This window comes from Mycolicibacterium tusciae, assembly GCF_002086795.1.
GTDB lineage: Bacteria > Actinomycetota > Actinomycetes > Mycobacteriales > Mycobacteriaceae > Mycobacterium > Mycobacterium tusciae.
Genome location: NZ_MVIM01000019.1, coordinates 67,888 through 86,119, shown reverse-complemented (window position 1 = coordinate 86,119; position 18,232 = coordinate 67,888). Strand labels below are relative to the sequence as shown.

Sequence of the window (18,232 nt, the reverse complement as noted above, 5' to 3'; positions counted from 1 at the left end):
CGTCAAAGACCTCCCTTGATCTGGCGAGCAGCCCGCACGTCATCTGCATACGCCGTGATGGCGTCCAGCGCGATCTGGGCGACGTTGGCATAGGTATCTGGTGGGCTGTCGAGACCATCGACGCTGTAACCGATGGCGGCCGTGGCCATCCGGATCCGGCCGTCCAGCCACGGGCCGCCACCGAACCCACCGAGCACCGGGATGGACACCGCCTCGGCCACTGCCGCTCCAACGACGGGTCCCGAATTCGTGAAGTTCAGCAGCACCGCGCCCGCATCAGCGAGACGACGAGCCTCACAAACCATCTCGTCGAGAAGTTCGTCTGAAACCGCATCCTTGGCGCTCGGTGTGGCGCTATACATCACACCGTATTTGAGAGAAGTCTGCGGTGTGATCCCGAACTGAGCAAACACGGGAATCCCTGCACGCGCCACCGCCGTCACGGCATCTAGATGATCGCATGCCCCGTCTAGCTTCACCATGTCGACGCCGGCTTCCTTGGCGAGACGAATTGCCGCCCGCACAGCACTCTTTCGCCCGTCCTGCAGCGGACCGAACGGGAAATCACAGGACAGCAAGGCGCGCCGGACACCGCGGCGCACTGCCTGACACACCACGACCATCTGATCCATGGTGATTTCAAGCGGATTCGGCTGACCCCACAGGTTGATTCCCACAGTGTCACCAACCGACACCAAGTCGACGCCGGCACGATCGACTATCCGTGCCATCTGGTAGTCCCACGCCACCACACCGACGATCTTCTGCCCTCGCAGTTTCATGTCCTGCAGGTCAGTGAGTTTAACGTTCGTGCCCACGACGGATCCTTTCAGGCTCGCAGCGCTGAGGGCAGATCGGAAACGTCTTCTTCGTGAGCGCTGACGACGAGTACTACCGACAGGAAGCGTGCATGTGCCCGCGACTGAGGTGAAACCCGCTCGATGATCGCTCGTGCACCACCGTCGAGCGCAATGACGCGCACGCCCTTCCGCCCGGCGATCGGACGGTTGATCCGATATCTCATCTCGGCAGCAGATGTCGGCCGCGCACAACTACGACCGAGAATTGGCTGGAGCGGACTGGTCATACCGATGTCTGCCGCACGCCTTCGCGCACCCTGAGATCTTCTCGGCACGATTCGCTGAACGATGCGTCACGCGGGAGGACGACGGCGGCAGACCGAACACGATGATGCTCTGGGTCGACACCTGGTGGAGTCATACCCTTGTCGCGCAACGCTTCAGCCGCCCGCTTCAACTTCTGCCGCGCTTTGATGATGCCACTGTCGGCAGACACCAACCGCTCCTTGGTCCGATCTACGATCGGCCCCATACTCTCCTGCAGCGATGAGTCTTGGATCGCGATACCCCGCACGCCCGAGTACGTGTCTCCGCGCTTCTGCGCCGCACGATCCATCAAATAGTCGTTGTCTTTGTTCGCCTGCGGGCGGTACGTCCCAGGGGTGTTCGAACTATGCACGCCGTGCCCGTCCTTCATCGCCTGAACTTCCTGCGAAGTCAACGGTCTCACAGGGTGGTAGTCAAACGAGTACGCCCAACAATTCTCATCGTCAATGGGACTCCAAAAGTGGCCGTGAACGGGATGATCTCCTCGTGGCGGCACCATCGTGAAGCACGGCATCACCCACGGCGTGATGCGCCAGTAGTAATGGTCGGCGTCTGCATTGCGGCGGGCTCCAACGAATAAACCACCCTCGGATTCCGCGACCTCGAAGAACGGCTTGAGGTCCGCCATGTTGTACTCGTTACCCTTGCTGCCCTTGAAAAGCGGGTCCGACTTTAGCCCCGCGGAGTGCAGGAACGACACATGACTGGAATCGATGCCGCCCTCGAAGGCTTGCAGCCAGTTGCATTCCTGCCATCGTTTGGACGTGAAGGTCTGCTCGGCTGGCACGAGAGCAAATTCGAATTCCGGTAACGGCGGTTGGTTCGCGGGGTCACCCATATAGGTCCACAGCACGTCCCCGATCTTGATCAACGGGTAGGACGTCAGTTTGACGTGCGCGCAGAACGTCGACCCCTCGGGCTCGGACGGCACCTCGACGGCTTGTCCCGTGACGTCGTACTTCCAGCCATGGTAGGAGCACCGCAGACCGCCCTCTTCGTTACGCCCAAACCACAGTGAGGCGCCACGGTGCGCGCAGAACTCATCGATCAAACCAAAGTCGCCATTGCTGTCTCGAAAAGCGATCATCCGCTCGCTCAGCAGCTTTACGCGTACCGGCGCGCAATCATTCTCCGGCAGTTCCTCGGCAAGCAAGGCTGGAATCCAGTACTGGCGGAACAACTCACCCATCGGCGTCCCCGGCCCGGTCCTCGTCAAAAGCTCGTTGATCTCTGCGCGTAGCACCGTTACCTCAGCTAGTTCTCTCCCACCATCCGGCGGTGACGCCCCGATCACACTGTCCTAATTGTAATACCATTAGGCATTCGGGAGCAACCAGACGCCAAGCTCGAAATCATGGACGTTGGTCGAGCCTCACGCCGATGGTGCACGGGTCGTCCCGCGACGGGCCGCCAAAGACGCCCGGACCTGAATTTGCCGTCGGCGGTGTGGGTGAGCGCAGACTTGCGCCGTGGAGGGGATCATCGACGGCGACTCACTTAGTCAAGAGCTCACGGTACGGCGGAGCTCAAACAAATACCCCCCCGCCATCGACGATCAGGACTTGACCGGTGATGAACCCGCTGCCGCCGCAGCATAGAAATCGCACCACGGACGCGACATCCCCGGGTGAAAGCGTCCGCTTGATCGACCGACGGTTGACCGCCTGCGCGACGTAGATGGGATCGTTGAGTTCGTTTGTGGCCTCGTCGTCCACGAGCCCTGGGGCGACTGCGTTGACGGTGATTCCGCGCGCGCCCAGCTCTCGGGCTGCAGCGCGGGTGAGGCCCTCGACCGCAGCCTTGGAGGCGACGTAGTGCGGAAAACCGAGTGTTCCCGTCCGCGCAGTCGTCGAGGACACGTTCACAATGCGACCGCCCCGCGCTGGCACCGCCGGCAAAATGGCTTTCATCGCTTGCCACGTACCCCGCACATTGATGCGTAGAACGTCGTCCCATTCTTGGATGGTCAACTCTTCCAAGGTCTTCTTGGCTCCAAGCGCCCTATACATCGCAGCGCAATTGACCAAGCCGTCTATCTGGCCGAAGCGCTCCACGGTGTCTTTGACGAGTCCAGCCAGCGCGTCTTCGTCGGTGACGTCGAGACGGTGATAGATCACCGTCGGCCGCCAGGGCGGTGGCGCGAGGTCGGCAACCACCACGTTGGCGCCAGCGTCCACGAGATCTGCAACCACTTCATCGCCTATGCCACTAGCGCCGCCGGTTACCACGATGACGGTGCCGGCCACGTCGAACGGGTCCCGGTCAGCCACGGCAGCGGATCAAAGGCGAACGACGGGAGGGGTCGGCATCAGTGAGGTCCGCCGAGCTAGATGCGTAGCGTCCGTTACCGAGGACAACCGCATCTGCGAACAGGGCCCTGTCTTCATTGCCACTCATGCCCTGCTGCGCGCAGGTCGCATATTTCATCAGTTTCTCTGTCTGCGCGGTGTTTTCGAGACGTGCTAGTGGTCGGCCGCGGACATCTGCTCGAGTGCGAAGCGCTGCAACCGGATAGCTGCGCGCGGACTCATCGACATGCTCACGCTCGGAGCTCTCGATCTCATCGCGTAGCAACATGACGATGCCATCATCGTCCAAATCAAACACATCCGGCGCAGCGACAAAGTTTCCCTCGCGCCGTTCCTGGTCTGCATGGATCTTGATCACGGGAATCCTGGTTCAAATATCTGACGGGCTGTTTCTGCTAAACAGAGCTTTGTTCTGTAAAATAGCAGTGGATATTACCTGGGTCAATCGACAACGACTGGTCAAACCACGAGCATTCGAGGAGCCATTAAGTCCTTGTGCGGCAATTTGTTCGGCTATATTCGCGCCCTTGCGCCTCTTGGAACAGCTGGGTGGGCGCGAGCGTTTCACTTGTGTTGCGGAGGCGGGACGTTGGAGGCGAGTCAATGGCGTCGGTGACAGCGTACGAGACCAAGGCCGGCCGAAGGTGGCGCGTGCGTTACCGGACACCGGACCGGCGGCAGACCGATAAGCGCGGGTTTGCGACTAAGCGAGACGCCCGGGCGTTCGCCGCAACTATCGAAGTACGAAAAGCGATGGGCACGTTCGTATCCCCGGCAGCCGGACGTGTGACTGTGGACGAACTTGCGGCAGCGTGGCTGGAAAAAAAGAAGCACTCCGCGGCCTCGTCTCACTACCGCACGCTGGAGTCATCCTGGCGGACCCATGTTCACATAAGTGGTGCCGTCCTTGCGTGTCATCTCCCGCAGTGAGGCCACGGCTCCAGCATAGCGACCGATGTTGATGGAATGTTGATGGGAAAAGAAAACAGGTCAGAGATTTCTCTCTGACCTGCTTCTTCTGAGTGGAGCTGCCGGGAATCGAACCCGGGTCCTACGGCATTCCCTCGAGGCTTCTCCGTGCGCAGTTCGCTATGCCTCTACTCGGATCTCCTGATCACGCGAACAAGTCAGGATGACGATCCCAGTCGCTGTTTGATGTCCCCACGGATTCCGCGACCGAACCCGTGGGTGGGTCCCTCTAGCTGATGCCAGGGTCCGGGCCGAGGGCGCTCCCGGTCTGACAGACTCACAGTCGCTTATGCAGCGAGTGCGAAGTCGCGCTGATTGGAATCGGCGCTTAATTGGTTGCAACGACGCTTACGGTGGTCTCTTGCCTGCACCGGCACGCTTCCCTTGATTCGATGCGCGAAGTCGAAACCGTTCAGCCCCTCGCACCCCTGCTGGCCATCAGCAGGACATTTCATTCTACCGGGCTACACAACACGCGCCAGCGGATAAATAATCCCAGTCAGATCACCTGACCGAGGTCCCGACCATCCGACTGAGCTACGACACCAGGCCCTGTTCGATCAGCCAGTCACGCGCCACCAGCGCAGGATCCTCGCCGTCATTGTCGACCTTGGCGTTCAACGCGAGCATCGCTTCGTTCGTGAGTCGCGGATTGAGCTGGGCGAAAATCTCCGCCAGCTCGGGGTGCTTGCTGAGCAGGTCGGTATCGACGACCTCGGTCAGGTTGTAAAGCGGGAAGAACTCTCTGTCATCGTCGAGTACCCGCAGGTTCAGCGCCGGAATACGACCGTCGGTCGTGAAGACCTCGCCGAAATTGCAGTCGCCGTTGGCTGTCGCGGTATAGACGACGCCGGTGTCGAGTGTCGTGACACGGCCCAGGTCGGCGCGGGTCAGTCCATAGGTCTGCAGCATCGGAACAAAACCGTCGTTGCGATTCGCAAATTCGCTTTCCACACAGAAAGTCAGCTCGGATTTGTCGAGCTTCCTCAGATCGGAGAGCTGAGTGACCCCTAGCCGTTCGGCGGCGTCTTCACGGATCGCGAACGCATACGTGTTGTTCATCGGAGCCGGCGTAAGCCAGGTCAACCCGTTGCTCTGGTCGGCCTCGTTGACCGCCTGCCACTGGGCAGTCTCGTCCTTTATCGGCTCCTCGTTGCCCAGGTAATTGATCCACCCGGTTCCGGTGTACTCAGGCGAGACGTCCGCGTCGCCGTTGAGCAAGGCTTGACGCACACCGAAGCTTCCGGGCGTATTGGTCAGGTTCGTGACATCGGCCCCCGCGGTACTCAGGATGGTCGAGAGCATATTGCCGAGAATCAGTTGCTCGGTGAAGTCTTTCGCTGCAACGGTGATCTGCACGCCTTCCAGAGAATCGTAATGCTGAATAATCCCGGGGCGGGCTTCCAGCACCGCACCGCTGGCCGACCGCAGTCCACACCCCCCGACGACAACGATGCAGCCAATGGCGGCGACGACCTTGGACCAAGTGGGGACAGCCGCGGCCATATGAATCAGAGTCCCTTTGGCGCCGCGACGATTTCGACGACGCGGGCCAGCCAGTCGATGAACAGCGCCAACGCGGCGACGAGGATGGCACCGACCACCAATGTCACATTCTGCTGCAGCTTGATCCCCGTCGTGATCAGTTGGCCCAAGCCACCGCCGCCCGTGAACGACGCCAGGGCGGCGGTGCCGACGATGAGTACCAACGCCGTTCGCACGCCGGCCACGATCACGGGCAGCGCCAACGGTAACTCGACGCGGAGCAGCGTGGAGAACGAAGACATGCCCATGCCATGGGCAGCTTCGACAAGACGCGGGTCGACACCATCCAGGCCGGTCACTGTGTTGGCGATGATCGGCAGTGCGCCGTATACCGTCAAAGCGACGACGGCACCGACCTGCCCGATACCGAAGAGGACCGCCCCCAGCGCGATCAACCCGATCGCCGGTGCGGCCTGACCAAAACCCGCGACGGTGATGATCGGCTTGGAATAACGACGCATGCTCCCTCGGGTCAGCACGATCCCGATCGGGATGGCCATCAGGCATGTCAGTACCGTGGCCGCGAGGCTGATCGTCATGTGCTCGCGCAGCAATGTCACCAGGCTCGAGACACCCAGCGATCGGCGCTCCGAATCGGACACATCGGCGACGTGGACAAAGGCCAGGGAGCCCACGACGGCGATGACACATGCGAGCGGCTGGATCACCCATCGCGCGAGACTTCGGCGACGGTCTTGCGCTGTCCGCGAACCACTTTCGGTATCGGTGATCGCTGGGACGACAACCGTCACGATACCGGCTCCGCGGATTCGGCTGCGATGTGCAGCTTGGACATCGCATCCATGATGGTCTCGATCCGGATGACGCCCTGATAGGCATTACGGCGTCCCGTCACCACCACGACACCGTGCGACGAAGTCAGCATCTCGTCGAGCGCGTCGTTCAGGGTCGACGCCAGGTTAACCGACTCCAGATCTTCGTCACGATCCACTCGCTCAAGCGAATTCGGCACGCGGAGGTCGGCAAGCGACATCCAGCGCTGCGGGCGATCCTGGGCGTCGAGCACAATGACATGCTCACGGTTGATCGCTTGCGCCGCCCTGACGGCCTCGGGGGCATCACCACCGACCCGCGCGACCGCGGCCTCGTGGAGTTGGACATCGCGGACTCTGGTCAACGTCAGCTGTTTGAGCGCCGCACCGTGGCCGACGAAGTCGCTGACGAAGCTGTCGGCGGGGTTGGCGAGAATCTGTTCGGGAGTGTCGTACTGCACGACCTTCGAGCCGACCTGCAGGATCGCGATCCGGTCGCCCAGCTTGACGGCCTCGTCGAAATCGTGCGTCACGAACACGATGGTTTTGCGCAATTCCTCTTGCAGTCGCAGCAATTCGTCTTGTAGACGCTGCCGCGTGATTGGATCGACCGCACCGAAAGGCTCATCCATGAGCAATACCGGCGGGTCGGCAGCCAAGGCGCGGGCAACGCCGATGCGTTGTTGCTGACCGCCGGAAAGCTCACGGGGGTAGCGATCCCGGTACTTTACGGGCTCGAGACCGACGAGATCCAGCAGCTCATCGATGCGGTCGGTGACCCGCTTCCTGTCCCACTTCAGCAGCCGCGGGACGATCGCGATGTTGTCGCCGACCGTCAGATGCGGAAAGAGCCCCGCACCCTGGATGACGTAACCGATGTGGCGCCGAAGTTGGTCAGGGTCCCGATGAGTTACGTCGTCCTCGCCGATCAGGATGCGGCCGGAGGTCGGTTCGATGAGGCGGTTGATCATCTTCATCGTGGTGGTCTTGCCGCAACCCGAAGGCCCGACGAGCATGACGATCTCGCCGGCCGGAATCTCCAGGGTGACGTTGTCCACCGCCGCCGTCGCCTGACCTGCGTAGCGTTTCGTCACACCGTCGAGCAAGATACGGGCACCGCCGACGCTGCGTACACCGCCGACCCCCGCAGGTGGCGAATCTTCGACTGCTGAGTCAGACACGGATCCCCCTTGAGGTGGTAAGTCGAGTGATGACGTTGAGCACGGTGTCGAGAATGATCGCGAGGATCAGGATGCCGACGGTGCCGGCCACGATGGAGTTCGTGGCGTTGGCGCCGCCTGTCCGCGAGATTCCGGAGAAGATGTAGCCGCCCAGCCCCGGGCCGAGGGCGAATGCCGCAATCGCGGCGATACCCATCAGCATCTGAGCCGACACCCGGACCCCGGTCATGATGACCGGCCACGCCAGCGGCAACTCGAGGCGCCACAACGTGGTCACGCGGTTCATGCCCATGCCGCGAGCCGACTCGACCAGAGCCTTGTCCACCCCGTTGAGGCCCACCACGACATTGCGCAGGATCGGGAAGAACCCGAAGAACACCAGCATGATCACCGACGGAAGTACCCCGATGCCGACGATCCCGACGAGGACACCCAGCAGGGCATACGACGGGATCGTCAGGCCAACGGCGGTAATGGTGTTGCCGACCGTCGAACCCCACGGTGAGCGATAGATCAGCACACCCACGATGAGGGCGAGCGCGGCCGCGACCAGCAGTGTCTGCAGAACGAGGCTCATGTGCTGATAAGCCAGGAACGACAGCACTGACCAGCGTTCGCGGACGAAATCGAAGAACGCCAAGTCAGCCCACCGATGTCCGTGGCTTGCCGACGCGCAGTTCAGACCCTTCTCCAGGCCGGCCGACAGGTAGCACCCGAACGAACTGCTGCATCGCAGTCAAACCTACCCATCGGGGGCCACTCACAGACGAATTCACCGAAACAGCTGCCTCGGCGCGCAGCCTGCGGCGGCCAGTCGCGGGCGTGACTCGGGTCAGATGACGTAGTTCAGGTGCTCGACGACACGCCTGCCCACGGCCTCGTCGCCGCCGTACTTGATGGCATCCGCATGCTCGGCCAGCGACACCCGCCCGCCCGCCAGGCGAGTGAACAGCAGGCCGTCGAGCTGGATCGTCGACGTCGGATCGTCGTCACCGAAGTCGTCGACCACCTTGGCCCTGCCGTCGACCGCCACATTGATCGCGCGGCCTAGCGGTCCCGTGAGCTCCAGCGAGACCCGCGACCCGTCGGGAGCGCCGGCCCGCTTGCCGATCACGAAGCCCATGCTGGTCGCCATCTCATCCAGCGCGAGGTCGCCCGCGGGCCCGACGAGTTCCCCCGTACTCGCCGGCGCGCCGATCGCGTCGCGGATGTCGTGCTCGTGCATCCAACAGTCGAAGACGCGCACCCGCATGAACCGGCCGTAACTGTCCGGTCCGGCCGGGGTGAAGCCGACGTCGTTCCACTGCGCATTCGACAGATCCGACAACGCCTGACGCCGCTGCGCCGTCGTCGAACGGAACGTCTCGAGCAATTCCGCCCCACTGAGGTCGCGCAGCGAGCGCACCCAACGCTCGTTCATGACGCCGATGTCGTTGCGCACATGATCGAGGGTCGACACGTCGATGTCGACCTCCGGGGTGGCGACGCCCTGCAGCATCGACTCGACACCGATGACGTGGGCGATCACGTCGTGCACATTCCAGCCGGGTAGCGGCGTCGCCGTCTGCCATTGGGTGTCACCGAGTTCGCCGACGAGTGCGTCGATGTCCCTCCAGACCTCGAAAAGGCCGGCGAGGACGGCTGGTTTGTCGAGCACGGTCACGGGGCGCGAGGGGCTGCTCACGGAGCCGACGCTAGCCCTCGCGGCAGGTGAGCGTGCGCGAATTTCCGCGCGAGCGTGCGCAAAATGCACCACGCTGGCGGCGTGTCGGGCTCAAACACGCACACTCGCGGGGTGGGCCCGCGCGTCAGACGGCGGTGCCGTCGGCCACCCACGGCACCTTGTCGACGGTGGCGCTGTCCAGCACCATCGCCGCGACGCGGTCTCGGTGCTCCTCCGCGCTGCCCAAGAGCACCGCATTGGTGGTGGCGCGCTTGTAGTAGAGGTGTGCCTGATGCTCCCAGGTGAACCCGATGCCGCCGTGCACCTGGATGGTGTCGGTGGCGACGTGGCTGAGGGCCGCCGAGCAGACGGCTTGTGCGATGCTCGTCGACAATTCCGCGTCGTCGGATCCGTCACTCAGCGCCCAGATCGCGTGATACGCCGTCGATCTGGCGTGCTCGACGTCGACGAGCAAATTCGCGAGCCGGTGCTTCACGCCCTGGAACGACCCGATGGGCCGACCGAACTGCAGCCGGGTCTTCGCGTATTCGACCGACAGGTCGAGCAGATGCTGCGCGGCGCCGACCTGTTCGATCGCCAGCAGCGCCGCGCCGACCTGCAGCGCGTGGTCAAGCACCCGTTGGGCCGCGTCGGGCCCGGCGATCAGCGTGGCCGGCGCGTTGGTGAAGGTGACGTTCGCCTCCGAGCGCGTGAGGTCCAGTGTCGCCAGGGGGGTGCGGTCCACGCCGTCTGCCGTGGCGTCGACGGCGTACAGCGCGACCCCGTCGGGTCCGCGCGCGGCCACCAAAAGCACGTCGGCGAAACCGCCGTCGACGACCTGATTGACCGTGCCCGACACCGCGTCGCCCTCAGCGGTCACCGACACGGTCTCAGGGTCGAAGACGCCCACCCGGTCCACGACCGCGACCGCAGCGGTACGGCGACCCTCGACGAGATCACCGAGCAACTCGTCGCGCGCGGCGGCGGACTCCGCCGCGACCAATGCGGGGATCGCGAGGTAGACCGTGCCGAAGAACGGGCCGCACGCCAGCCGCGCGCCGAGCTCCTCGATGGCCACCGCCTGGTCGACGAGCGTTCCCCCGACTCCCCCGTCCGCTTCGGGAACCGACAGGCCGAGGACGCCGAGCTCGCCGCCGAGCCGCGCCCACACCTTCGGGTCGAACGGCGGGTCGGACTCCATCAGCGCCCGGATCTTGTCCTCGGCGAAATGGTCGACGCTGAACTTACTCACCGCATCGCGCAGCTGATTCTGCTCGTCGGTGAACTTGAACTCAGCCACGCGGAATCTCCTTCCAGGGCATGCCGGCGTCGGCACGCAGGTCGCCGGGCAGTCCGAGAATGCGCTCGCCGAGGATGTTGCGCATGACCTCCGACGTGCCGCCCTCGATGGTGTTGGCACGGCTGCGCAGATACTTCTGCTGAATCGGGCCCTGCCAGTCCCGCTCGCCAGTGGGCGTGCCCTGGTTGTAGCCTCGGTACAGAAGTCCTTCTGGCCCAAGGAAATCCATGCACCATTCGTAGATGTGCTGGTTCAGCTCGGCGCCGACCAGTTTGCCGATCGAACCTTCCGGGCCCGGCCCTCCGACCGTGGCGGCGGCGCGGGAACGTTCCGAGGTGAGGCGCTGGGCCTCCGAGCGCAACCACAGCTGCGTGAGCCGGTCCCGCAACACGGGGGTGTGGCGTTCCGGGCGTGACGCCCACAGCGCGGTGGCGTCGGCGATGGTGCCTGCGCCTCGCCGGCTTCCACTGCCGCCCAGCGCGGTGCGCTCGTTCATCAGCGTCGTCATGGCCACGTTCCAGCCGTTGCCCACCTCGCCGAGGCGATGCTTGTCCGGGATGCGCGCGTCGGTGAAGTAGACCTCGTTGAACTCGGCCTGCCCGGTGATCTGACGCAGCGGACGGGTCTCGACGCCGTCGCCGTGCATGTCGATGACGAAGTACGTGAGTCCCTTGTGCTTGGGCACATCCGGGTTGGTACGGGCCAGCAATAGGCCCCAACGCGCGCGATGGGCCAGGCTCGTCCACACCTTTTGACCGTTGATCACCCAGTCGTCACCGTCGCGCACCGCGGACGTGGCCAGACCGGCCAGATCGGATCCGGCGCCGGGTTCGGAGAACAGCTGACACCACAGATCCTCGGTGGTGGCCAGCGGCCGCAGCCATTGACGCTTCACGTCTTCGGTCTGCGCGTGCTCGCGGATCGTCGGCGCGGCCATGCCGTAGCCCATCGGGTTGAGCCCGAGCGGCACCGGTCCGCCGGCGCCCTGCAGGATGCGGTCGGCGACGGCCTGCAGACCGCGGGACACTCCGAGTCCGCCGAGGCCCTCAGGAAAGTGGACCCAGGACAAACCGGCGTCGTAGCAGGCGCCCAGATACTCCTCGACCGGAGCCGTTTTGGGATCGTGGTCGGTGACCACTCCCCGTGCCAGGTCGGCGACCTTTTCGGCATCAGCGTCGTTGCTCATAACCAGTCACGATAGGAACTCGACACCCGTCGAGTTTCACCGGCCCCCGATAGGGCCGCTGTGCGGTTTCAGGCGCGGGGACGGGCCAAACCTCTCGTTTCATATTTGTTATTGAGGTTTGTCTCAGCTGTCACACGGGTAACAGGAGTAACAAGGGAGACGTGGCCCCGCCACACTCCAAAACAAGAAAGAGTGGAATGGAATATACGAATGCATACCGTCTTGTACTGCAGCCCCAGCGGCGTCGTTTATGAAACCCGGGCCTATACCAAGGCCGATATCGACAAGCTCGTTCAGACTCAGGGTTTGCACTGCTTGAGCAGTGCGGATCGACAGTTCGACTTCTGGTTCTCCGCGTCGCCGCGCAAGTGCCAGCGCCAAACCAACACCATCGCCACTGAACTACTGATGGCGACGACGAACTTCTCCGCCAGAACAGTTCCGCTGCTGCGTGGCTGCGTGGTCATCGCCACGCATGACTCAGACGGCGACCTCGACGGGCTCAGCTGGCAGCAACTCGATCTGCTGGCCGCGAAGAACCGCGCGATCACCAATCGTCAGGCGCGCGTTCTCGCCCGCCGCATCGCGCGGGATGCGCGCAAGCAGCGTCCCGAAGCCGACCGCATCGCGGCCCGCCCCGTTCCCGCCGCGCCTGTCCAATTCGCCTCCGCTCAATAGCCGATACGAGCAGGACCACGTCGGACTCGATGCGGACGAACTACGCGATCACTGCGGCAGCGGGGCGAACCCCGACTGCGCCACCGAAACGGATGTGCTGCTGCCGATCTGGCCGTCCTCGTCGAAGAGGATGGCGGATCCGGTAGCGATTCCGTCCTGTGTGGAGTGACTGTGCGACGCCATACCGATATGCACACCCTCGGGAAGCCGGCTCAGCGTCAGCGTGTAGTCGGCATTGATGAACTCCAAGCCCTCCGAACTCCAATTCACCAGGGAGGCAGTCACATCTGCCGCCATTGCCGCACGCGTGAAGGGTGTCAGCGGCGCGTCGTCGAACAACGGCTGCGTCAACCGTAGCCATGTGTACTTCTTACCGCCCTCCGGCCAGTCTTCGTCCGGATTCTGAATCGACAGTCCCCAGCCGTAGGTGCGGACGAACAACGGATTTACGTGCGGCTGCGCGTCCGTTGGAAGCGATGGCATTTCGACATGCGGCGACCAGATGGTCCCGCTCGGCTGGTCGCCACGACGCAGGAAGAGACCCGTCGCCTGGCCGACGATCTTGCCCTCCTGGCGAATGACGGCCTCCACGAGGCGTAACCGCTTGCCGCCGCGAATCTCGCGGGTGTGCAACTCCACAGGTTCAATGGCGACCGGCCTCGGCAGATCGACGGTGAGCCGGGCAGGCAAGAACTCCGGATCGTCAACGAATTCTTCGACCGCCCAGCCCAACAACCCGCCGACCACGTGTCCGCTGATCAGTGCGCCCCAACCGCCCCTGGCGAACGCACGAGGGTGGAAGGTGCCGCCACGACGCTCGAAATACGCGGTGCCCGGTGTGATCGTCGACTCGGCCAACGGTGCTGCTCCTACGATTCGGCAATCTAACTAAATCGCCACCAGTATCACCTAGCGCAGTAACGCCCTGGCGAACCGCTCCCCGATCAGCCGATGCGTCGCCGCGTCGGGATGCAGATTGTCGGGCAACGGATGCGTGTCGGCATCTGCTGGACCGTAGAGAGCCAGACCGTCGAGGTAGCTCATCGCAGGGTCGTCTACCTGCCTGCGGGCGACGATCGCGGCCAATTGAGCGCGGATGTACGTGAGCGTCAGCCGCCCCAACCCGCCTGGCCGATCAGCCTGCGCCGGATCACCCGTCGCGACGAAGCGCACCTCGCCGCGGGCCAGCGCGTCGACGTCGAAAGCACCTGGCCCCGGGGTGGTTTCGTGGATCGGGCAGTACAGGGGGCCGACAACGGTCAGGGGTGTATCGGAATGTCCGTCGCGGATGGTGTCCAGGAAACCGTGCACCGCGGGACCGAAGGCACGCTGGGACATCAGATCCGCGTTCACGAGGTTGATGCCCAGCTTGACACTCACGATGTCGGCGGGCTGGTCCCGGATGGCTCGGGCGACGAACGGATCGAGCAGCGCGCTTCCGGAGAATCCCAGGTTGACGAGATCCACGCCCGCCAAACCGGCAGCGAGCGCGGGCCACGTCGTCGTCGGACTCGAGGCGTTCGACCCCTGGCTGATCGAACTGCCGTGGTGTACCCAGCGCCTTCGCTCCGACAGCGCGCCGATCGGAGCGTCGGCACGCAGCGCCACCAACTCGATGCGCTCGTAGTGCGGCAGCCAGATCTCGACGTCGTTGTCACCGGCGGGCAGATTGAATCGGACTGTTGCGACCGGGCCCGGCTCTACCCGGGTGTCCCCGGTGGCCGGGTCGACGCGCACCACGTCGCCGCCGCTGGTTGCCGCCTGCCGGGCCAAGCGGCCATTAACGACGAGATCGATTGTGCCGTCAGGTCGTTCCGGTACCCCGACCAGCACCACGCGCCTACGGATGACATCGAGCTCGATCGCCCTCGCGGCCGTCCGCAGCGCGAAACGCACTCCGGACGGCTGTGATTCAGCACCGTGCAACTGTGGGTCGTCGCACTGGGCGCGGGCTCGAGCAGGGAGTCGGTGCGGCAGCCAGCCTCGCTCGGTGCGCTCAAGCTCGGCGAGTCCGCGCAGCAGGCCGACCTCGATCTGGTGCTGGATCAGCTTCTCGCCTCCACTGTTTGGCCGACCATCCGCTCGTTGGCCTCATCGTCGACGCGCCGCCGATTGGCGCGGCGCACCGCCCAGTACATCACCAGCAGCGCCAGCGCCAGCAGCGGATAGCCCATCGCGATCCGCGCGAACGCCAGCCACTCTGCGGACCCTGCGTCGTACAGCGAATCCTGGACGACGAACCGCGCGGCGAAGACCGCGGCGAACGCCAGCGTCGCCATGTCGAATGCGTGCAGCACCGTCTTGTCGCTCCGCCACGCCGGATCCGGGCCTGCACTACGCATCAGATTCCAGGCCACTCCTATCAGCGGACGTCGTACGACGAGGGACGCGGTGAACACCGCGGTCATGGCCAGGCTGAGCCAAATCCCCGGCAGGAAATAGTTTTCGGCGGAACCGGTGTAATACGCGATCAGCGCCGCGACGACGACGCCAGGCAGCCCGGACACCGCCGGCTGCAGCGGCTCCTTGCGGAGCAACCTCATGACGATCAGTCCCGCGCCGGTGCCGACGGCCACCACGACGGCCGCTGTCAACCCAGCGATCGCATTCACGATCACGTAGGCGATTGTCGGCACGCCGGCGTACACCAAGCCGGACACACCGCCCATCCGCTCGAGCACCGTCGGGCCGTGGGCGTCGGTCATGCGTTCCTCCGCTTGCCGAGGTGCCTGGCCAGGAACCGGTCGACGGCATTGAACATGTCGATCACGTTGTCCGGGTTGACGAATCCGTGGCCCTCGTCCTCCTTGACCATGTACTCGACCTCCACCCCGCGGTCACGCAGCGCCTCGACGAGGTTGTCGGATTCGGCCTGGACGACGCGAACATCGTTGGCGCCCTGGACAACAAGCAGCGGCGTGCGGATCTGGTCGACCTTCGTGATCGGGGATCGAGCCAGCATGTCAGCTAACTGCTCCGGGTCGTCGGGGTTGCCGACGAACAGATGCCAGTTGTTCGCCAGGTGCGGACGCGCGATCTCGGGCAGCGTCCGCATGAAGTTGGACAGGTCGGAGATGCCGACGTAATCGATCGCTGCGGCGAACACGTCTGGGGTGAACGTGACACCGACCAGCGTCGCGTAGCCGCCGTAGGAGCCACCGAAGATGGCGACCCGATCCGGGTCCGCGTAACCCTGTTCGACGGCCCAGTTGACGCCGTCGATCAGATCGTCGTGCATCTTGCCTGCGAACTGACCGATCGCCGCCTTCTGGAAGGCCTTGCCGTATCCCGCCGAACCGCGGAAGTTGACCTGCAGCACCGCGTATCCGCGATTGGCGAGCAACTGGACGGCAGGCGCGTACATCCATCCGTCGCGCGCCCACGGTCCGCCGTGCACCACGAGGACGAGCGGCAGGTTCTCCGGCGGCACCCCGACCGGCAGCGTCAGATACGAAGGCAGGTCGAGCCCGTCGCGCGAGGGAATCGTCACCGGGAGCATCGGCGCCAGCTGCTCTGGATCAAGATGCGGATAGGGACGGTACAGCTCGCGGCTTTCGCCGGTTTCGTGGTCGTAGAGGAAGGTGACGCCGGGTTCGCGGTCGTGATTGAAGCTGACTATCCATTTGCGTCCCTTGATGTCAGAGGACAGCGCGCCGATATCGCCGTCGGACAGTTTCTCCAGACCCGCGAGCACATCGGCGAAATGCGGGTCAAGTGCCTGAATGACCTGTCGCTCACCGAGATACCGCACGCCCAACAGTTCTCCGGTGGCCCGGCTCTGGATGAGCGGCTCGGGCAGGCCAGGCCACACCTGGGCCCGGGTGTCGACGTCGAACGTCGGGTGACTGTCGACGGCGTACTGCTTGCCGTCGGCCACGTCGAGCCGCACGAGCCGGGTCCGGTCGGTGCCCTCGTTCGACCCCATCCAGATCCCGGTGCCGTCGGGCGTGACCACCATGGGATACATGCCCATGGTGTAGTCCTTGCCGTCGTAGTGCGCGATGGAGCGCAGCGATTGGGCCCGCGGGTCCCACTGCAGGACTTCGAGATCACCTTCCCTGTTCAGCTTGGTCGCGAACAGATCGCCGCGGCGGCTCGTCAGCCACCCGATCACGTCGCCCGGATTCTCGCCGACCATCGTCAGGTCACCCGACGCAATGTCGAGTTCGTAGGCGTCCATCTGCGTCGGGCCGCGCTTGTTGGAGTAGACGAGCGCCTTGCCCGGTTTGTCGGGCAGCAGCTCGAAGGCTGACATGACGCCGGGGAACGGGGTGAGGTCGACGGCGGGAGTGTCTGGGTTGTCGAGATCGACGCGAAAAATGTGCCAGTTCTCGTCGCCGCCGGTGTCCTGCAGGTACAGCAGCCAGCGCGGGTCATCGGTCCACGAGAAGTGCAGGATGCTGCGGGTCTCGTCGGCGGTGACGCGCCGCGCGTCGGCACCGAAGTCACCGTCGAGGGATGCCACCCAGATGTTGAGGCGGTCCTGCCACGGTGCGAGGTAGGCGACGCGAGTGCCGTCCGGGGAGATCGCTGCCCCCGCTCGGACAGGCGACTTGAACAAGTCTTCGACGGAGATCAGCTCGGGTTTGTTCATGTCTCCATCGCACACTCGGACGTAGCGGCACAGTCAACTCGCGCTGATCAACCATGATGGGAGTCGTGGCGTGGAGCACCAAGGAAGTCGCCGAACTCGCCGGCACCAGCCTGCGGGCGGTGCGGCACTACCACCAGATCGGCCTGCTGCCCGAGCCGGAACGTCGCAGCAACGGCTACAAGCAGTACGGCGTCGCGCACCTCGTCCGGTTGGTGCGCATCAAACGGCTGACCGAGCTCGGCTTCTCCCTCCCCCAGATCGCCGCGATGGGCGAATCCGACGATCATCCCGAACAGGCGCTGCGCGAGCTAGACGCCGAACTGGCCGAGACGATCGACCGTCTGCAGCGCGCCCGCGAGGAACTGCGCGAGCTCTTGGAGCACGCGGCGCCGACGGATCTGCCCCCCGACTTCGTGGCGCCGCATACCGCGGCCAAGATGACCGATGCCGATCGCAAACTCGTCGTCGTACTGAGCCGTGTGCTGGGACCGCGAGGCAGGGCGACCTACGCGGACATGATCCGCGAGACACCGGATGATCCCGCGGCGACCGAGTTGGACAATCTGCCTGCCGACGCCGACGAGACGACGCGACGCGAACTCGCCGAACGACTCGCCCCTTACATTCGGGCGATCAACGACGCGCACCCCAACCTCGCGGAGTTCCGATCGGATGCACCGCGAGGAGAACGATTCGCAGAAGAGGCGATCGGTGCCGCGATGGTCGACCTGTACAACCCGGCGCAGTTGGACGTGCTGCGCCGAGCGGGCGAGATCGTGCGCAATCTCAGTGCGCGAGAGGACCATCCAGGCGAATGAACACACTCGGTCCGCGACGAGCGACCCCAAAATGCACGCAATTGGCGGCGTGTCGGCGGACAAACACGGCCGCTCGCGGAAACTGCGGC

Annotated in this window: 19 protein-coding genes and 1 other RNA gene; 3 read left to right on the top strand and 17 right to left on the bottom strand. The window is 64.2% G+C overall.

Going from position 1 to position 18,232, the window contains the following annotated elements; translation table 11 throughout:
* Positions 1–2: 2 nt before the first annotated feature.
* The 5 genes from BST47_RS25820 to BST47_RS31550 form a co-directional block, all read right to left on the bottom strand.
* The gene (locus tag BST47_RS25820; protein ID WP_083128670.1) at positions 3–818 is read right to left on the bottom strand and encodes a 3-methyl-2-oxobutanoate hydroxymethyltransferase; all 816 of its coding nucleotides are present in this window, start codon (positions 816–818) and stop codon (positions 3–5) included.
* Between the two features lie 11 nt (positions 819–829).
* Positions 830–1,024, bottom strand: a complete 195-nt coding sequence (locus BST47_RS25815; protein WP_207568704.1) for a hypothetical protein — start codon at positions 1,022–1,024, stop codon at positions 830–832.
* A 59-nt stretch (positions 1,025–1,083) separates the two neighbouring features.
* Complete coding sequence (locus BST47_RS25810) at positions 1,084–2,316, bottom strand: aromatic ring-hydroxylating dioxygenase subunit alpha (protein ID WP_234809862.1); 1,233 nt, start codon at positions 2,314–2,316, stop codon at positions 1,084–1,086.
* A gap of 337 nt (positions 2,317–2,653) precedes the next feature.
* Positions 2,654–3,373: an SDR family NAD(P)-dependent oxidoreductase gene (locus BST47_RS25805; protein WP_207568703.1), complete on the bottom strand. Its 720-nt coding sequence runs from the start codon at positions 3,371–3,373 to the stop codon at positions 2,654–2,656.
* A gap of 16 nt (positions 3,374–3,389) precedes the next feature.
* On the bottom strand, positions 3,390–3,794 hold the full coding sequence (locus BST47_RS31550; protein WP_083128664.1) for a ferredoxin: 405 nt from the start codon (positions 3,792–3,794) through the stop codon (positions 3,390–3,392).
* Positions 3,795–4,039: 245 nt separating this feature from the next.
* Here BST47_RS31550 and BST47_RS31290 point away from each other — a divergent pair, with 245 nt between their 5' ends.
* Positions 4,040–4,366, top strand: a complete 327-nt coding sequence (locus tag BST47_RS31290; RefSeq protein ID WP_234809861.1) for an Arm DNA-binding domain-containing protein — start codon at positions 4,040–4,042, stop codon at positions 4,364–4,366.
* A gap of 90 nt (positions 4,367–4,456) precedes the next feature.
* Here the strand turns inward: BST47_RS31290 and ssrA are convergent.
* The 8 genes from ssrA to BST47_RS25755 form a co-directional block, all read right to left on the bottom strand.
* Positions 4,457–4,825: a transfer-messenger RNA gene (gene ssrA / locus BST47_RS25790) on the bottom strand.
* A 117-nt stretch (positions 4,826–4,942) separates the two neighbouring features.
* Entirely contained in the window at positions 4,943–5,911 is a 969-nt protein-coding gene (locus BST47_RS25785) for a glycine betaine ABC transporter substrate-binding protein (protein WP_083128662.1), read from the bottom strand.
* A gap of 5 nt (positions 5,912–5,916) precedes the next feature.
* Positions 5,917–6,681 carry an ABC transporter permease gene (locus BST47_RS25780; protein ID WP_107529098.1) on the bottom strand — a complete coding sequence of 255 codons (765 nt, stop codon included), beginning with the start codon at positions 6,679–6,681 and terminating at the stop codon, positions 5,917–5,919.
* Between the two features lie 17 nt (positions 6,682–6,698).
* Positions 6,699–7,904, bottom strand: coding sequence for an ABC transporter ATP-binding protein (locus BST47_RS25775; protein ID WP_272937648.1), 1,206 nt, complete (start codon positions 7,902–7,904; stop codon positions 6,699–6,701).
* Positions 7,897–8,544, bottom strand: a complete 648-nt coding sequence (locus tag BST47_RS25770; protein ID WP_083128657.1) for an ABC transporter permease — start codon at positions 8,542–8,544, stop codon at positions 7,897–7,899. The genes BST47_RS25775 and BST47_RS25770 overlap by 8 nt, the downstream gene beginning before the upstream one ends.
* Positions 8,545–8,736: 192 nt before the next feature.
* Positions 8,737–9,588 carry a maleylpyruvate isomerase family mycothiol-dependent enzyme gene (locus BST47_RS25765; protein WP_083128655.1) on the bottom strand — a complete coding sequence of 284 codons (852 nt, stop codon included), beginning with the start codon at positions 9,586–9,588 and terminating at the stop codon, positions 8,737–8,739.
* Between the two features lie 124 nt (positions 9,589–9,712).
* Complete coding sequence (locus tag BST47_RS25760) at positions 9,713–10,867, bottom strand: acyl-CoA dehydrogenase family protein (RefSeq protein ID WP_083128652.1); 1,155 nt, start codon at positions 10,865–10,867, stop codon at positions 9,713–9,715.
* Positions 10,860–12,053 carry an acyl-CoA dehydrogenase family protein gene (locus BST47_RS25755; protein WP_083128641.1) on the bottom strand — a complete coding sequence of 398 codons (1,194 nt, stop codon included), beginning with the start codon at positions 12,051–12,053 and terminating at the stop codon, positions 10,860–10,862. Before BST47_RS25755 ends, BST47_RS25760 begins: the two co-directional genes overlap by 8 nt.
* 210 nt (positions 12,054–12,263) lie before the next feature.
* Here BST47_RS25755 and BST47_RS25750 point away from each other — a divergent pair, with 210 nt between their 5' ends.
* Complete coding sequence (locus tag BST47_RS25750) at positions 12,264–12,731, top strand: hypothetical protein (RefSeq protein ID WP_083128638.1); 468 nt, start codon at positions 12,264–12,266, stop codon at positions 12,729–12,731.
* Between the two features lie 48 nt (positions 12,732–12,779).
* On the opposite strand, the gene BST47_RS25745 is transcribed toward BST47_RS25750, so the two are convergent.
* The 4 genes from BST47_RS25745 to BST47_RS25730 form a co-directional block, all read right to left on the bottom strand.
* Positions 12,780–13,589: a thioesterase family protein gene (locus tag BST47_RS25745; RefSeq protein ID WP_083128635.1), complete on the bottom strand. Its 810-nt coding sequence runs from the start codon at positions 13,587–13,589 to the stop codon at positions 12,780–12,782.
* A gap of 51 nt (positions 13,590–13,640) precedes the next feature.
* A complete protein-coding gene (locus tag BST47_RS25740; RefSeq protein ID WP_234809860.1) occupies positions 13,641–14,627 on the bottom strand; it encodes an SGNH/GDSL hydrolase family protein in 987 nt (328 codons plus the stop codon).
* A 149-nt stretch (positions 14,628–14,776) separates the two neighbouring features.
* Positions 14,777–15,436 carry a DUF3159 domain-containing protein gene (locus tag BST47_RS25735; RefSeq protein ID WP_083128626.1) on the bottom strand — a complete coding sequence of 220 codons (660 nt, stop codon included), beginning with the start codon at positions 15,434–15,436 and terminating at the stop codon, positions 14,777–14,779.
* A complete protein-coding gene (locus tag BST47_RS25730) occupies positions 15,433–17,325 on the bottom strand; it encodes a S9 family peptidase (RefSeq protein WP_083128612.1) in 1,893 nt (630 codons plus the stop codon). Before BST47_RS25730 ends, BST47_RS25735 begins: the two co-directional genes overlap by 4 nt.
* Before the next feature lie 56 nt (positions 17,326–17,381).
* On the opposite strand from BST47_RS25730, the gene BST47_RS25725 reads away from it, so the two are divergent.
* A complete protein-coding gene (locus tag BST47_RS25725; RefSeq protein WP_234809865.1) occupies positions 17,382–18,143 on the top strand; it encodes a MerR family transcriptional regulator in 762 nt (253 codons plus the stop codon).
* Positions 18,144–18,232: the final 89 nt, after the last annotated feature.

Bases quoted from the DNA above. Each gene is read 5' to 3' on its own strand.
- BST47_RS25815 (WP_207568704.1), bottom strand. From the start codon at position 1,024: ATGAGATATCGGATCAACCGTCCGATCGCCGGGCGGAAGGGCGTGCGC.
- BST47_RS25810 (WP_234809862.1), bottom strand. From the start codon at position 2,316: ATGGGTGAGTTGTTCCGCCAGTACTGGATTCCAGCCTTGCTTGCCGAG.
- BST47_RS31290 (WP_234809861.1), top strand. From the start codon at position 4,040: ATGGCGTCGGTGACAGCGTACGAGACCAAGGCCGGCCGAAGGTGGCGC.
- BST47_RS25785 (WP_083128662.1), bottom strand. From the start codon at position 5,911: ATGGCCGCGGCTGTCCCCACTTGGTCCAAGGTCGTCGCCGCCATTGGC.
- BST47_RS25755 (WP_083128641.1), bottom strand. From the start codon at position 12,053: ATGAGCAACGACGCTGATGCCGAAAAGGTCGCCGACCTGGCACGGGGA.
- BST47_RS25750 (WP_083128638.1), top strand. From the start codon at position 12,264: ATGCATACCGTCTTGTACTGCAGCCCCAGCGGCGTCGTTTATGAAACC.
- BST47_RS25735 (WP_083128626.1), bottom strand. From the start codon at position 15,436: ATGACCGACGCCCACGGCCCGACGGTGCTCGAGCGGATGGGCGGTGTG.
- BST47_RS25730 (WP_083128612.1), bottom strand. From the start codon at position 17,325: ATGAACAAACCCGAGCTGATCTCCGTCGAAGACTTGTTCAAGTCGCCT.
- BST47_RS25725 (WP_234809865.1), top strand. From the start codon at position 17,382: ATGGGAGTCGTGGCGTGGAGCACCAAGGAAGTCGCCGAACTCGCCGGC.